General features: G+C 56.6%; 1 protein-coding gene. It reads right to left on the bottom strand.

The annotated features are described in order from the left end of the window. Window positions 1-512 (bottom strand): thiolase family protein (locus tag KDM89_RS19530; protein WP_268977901.1); only part of this gene is annotated, 512 nt, incomplete at both ends.

The raw sequence follows: 512 nt of genomic DNA, 5'->3' as shown, positions 1-512 counted from the left end.
AGCCAGCGCGAACTGATCCTGTTCTTCACGGCTGATTTCATATTTCTTCCCCACGTTTTCTGCGGTCACACCCATGTGATACTGGTTGTAGACATCCCACAAACCGTCGACGATCATGGTGTCGACCAGTTTGGCATCGCCCATACGGAAACCATCGCGTGAACCGGCCAGCACGTGGGGTGAAGCGCTCATGTTTTCCTGGCCGCCAGCGATGATGATGTCGGCATCACCGGCTTTAATCGCCTGTGCTGCCAAGTGGGTGGCTTTCAGACCACTGCCGCAGACTTTATTGATCGTCATGGCTGGCACTGCATCCGGCAAACCGGCTTTGATGACGGCCTGACGCGCGGCGTTCTGACCTACGCCTGCAGTCAGAACCTGACCCAGCAAGACTTCATTGACCAGCGCGCCGTTCAGACCGGTTTTCGCCAGCAAGCCTTTGATCACAGTAGCACCGAGCTCGGCAGCGGGAATCTTGGCCAGCGTACCGCCAAACTTACCTACAGCAGTAC

Source organism: Cognatundibacterium luofuense (genome assembly GCF_018139685.1).
Lineage (GTDB): Bacteria > Pseudomonadota > Gammaproteobacteria > Burkholderiales > Burkholderiaceae_D > Undibacterium > Undibacterium luofuense.
Note: the sequence above shows the minus strand (reverse complement) of the source record. Positions and strands in the feature narration are given on the sequence as shown.